We start from the raw sequence: 1,569 nt of genomic DNA, 5'->3' as shown, positions 1-1,569 counted from the left end.
GCCAACCAGAAGGTTGGGCACTCATGGACGCGCCAAGAAATGCTGCGAAGGTAAAAAGCGGGCCTGGTACGGCCTGTGCTAAACCATATCCGGCAAGAAACGTGTCATTGGCTACCCATCCGTTCGGTACGGTCGCCGACTGAAGCAACGGCAGCACAACATGCCCACCTCCGAAAACTAATGACCCAGCGCGGAAGAAGGCGTTTACCACAGCTAATGCTTGTGAGGGCCACAGCTGAACCAGCAATGGCAGACCAACTAACAAGCCGAGGAACACCAGCAAAGACACCACACCGACTTTCCTACTCACCGATACCGGCAAAGACTCCGTAGCCTGGTTCTGATCGGTTCTGAAGAGGATCAATCCTATGATGGCGCCGAAGAAAATCACGCCGATCTGTCCCCAGGCATGCGGCCAAAGGAGTGCAGCATAAGCAGCAAACACGGCGATAGTTATTCGAGGCGCGTCAGTGCAAAGACTACGGCCCATACCCCAGACGGCTTGAGCAACGACAGCCACCGCGACAATTTTAAGACCGTGCAAAAGACCGCTCGGAAACGCGCCTCCCCACGCGGACATACCCTGAGCGAATAAAACCAGGATTATTGCCGAAGGCAATGTGAAACCTGCCCACGCAGCGACTGCTCCAAGAAACCCGGCGCGAGATAGTCCTAAACCTATGCCAACCTGGCTACTGGCGGGCCCCGGCAAGAACTGGCATAGGGCAATCAAATCCCCATAACTGCGCTCGCTCAGCCATTGGCGTCGAGCAACGAATTCTTCGCGAAAGTAAGCTAGATGCGCAATCGGGCCTCCAAAAGAGGTGAGTCCTAGTCGCAGGAACACCAGAAAAACCGTCCAAGGGGAGTCAGTCTTGACCACCGTTGCACTACCTTCGGCTGACAATATTCACCCCTCCCAAAATGATTGCGGTACGAAACCAAATACTATGGAGCCAACTAAACATGGGCTAAACGATGGCCTTCCTTAGACATACGAGGCTAACCCTGCGAGTGAATGTGAACTTGGTTTCATAATGTACCAACCTAATCGAAAAGCCAGCTAGAGACCTAAGCGGGTCTCGCGAGATACTTAAGGCTATCCCCTCGCATCACTCGCAAACTTTGCTCAAAAACCTGCTCTTCAGCTAGCTCTCTTTCAGCATTCAATGCTCGTGGAGCTTGACACGGAGTCGCAATCAACGGCGGCTTCAATGTATACTGACGGTTCTGCATACCCTTTGAGCTACAGGAACATCAGCATGACTGTACTCCAAACGATCTACTGGCAGCCTACGCCGCCTTAGCGCTACGCCCCCTCGCAACACCTTGCTTCCGCTAGCTTCGCTCGCGGGTGCGCACTGCTGTACGCCCGGTTTTACACCTAAAGCACACAGCGAAAAAATCCTCAAAATTTGAATTTGTATCGATTCGCTCGCCGTCCGTTTGGCGTGCGCGATGCTTTGCCTTGGATATTTCTATGCTGCAAAAAATTAAACAAACGTGGTTTTCCAACGTTCGCGGAGACGTGCTCGCGGGAATCGTAGTCGCACTCGCGCTGATTCCGGA

The 1,569-nt window shown here is 53.2% G+C and carries 1 protein-coding gene; it reads right to left on the bottom strand.

What is annotated here, in order from left to right:
* On the bottom strand, positions 1 to 883 hold an 883-nt coding region (gene chrA, locus GIW04_RS30585), incomplete at its 3' end, for a chromate efflux transporter (RefSeq protein WP_236479598.1).
* Positions 884 to 1,569 lie beyond the last annotated feature (686 nt).

It is taken from the genome of Pseudomonas sp. PA-4-8C (assembly GCF_021606625.1).
GTDB classification, from domain to species: domain Bacteria; phylum Pseudomonadota; class Gammaproteobacteria; order Pseudomonadales; family Pseudomonadaceae; genus Aquipseudomonas; species Aquipseudomonas lactis.
The sequence above is the reverse complement of the archived record's forward strand: the minus strand, read 5'-3'. Positions and strand labels throughout refer to the sequence as shown.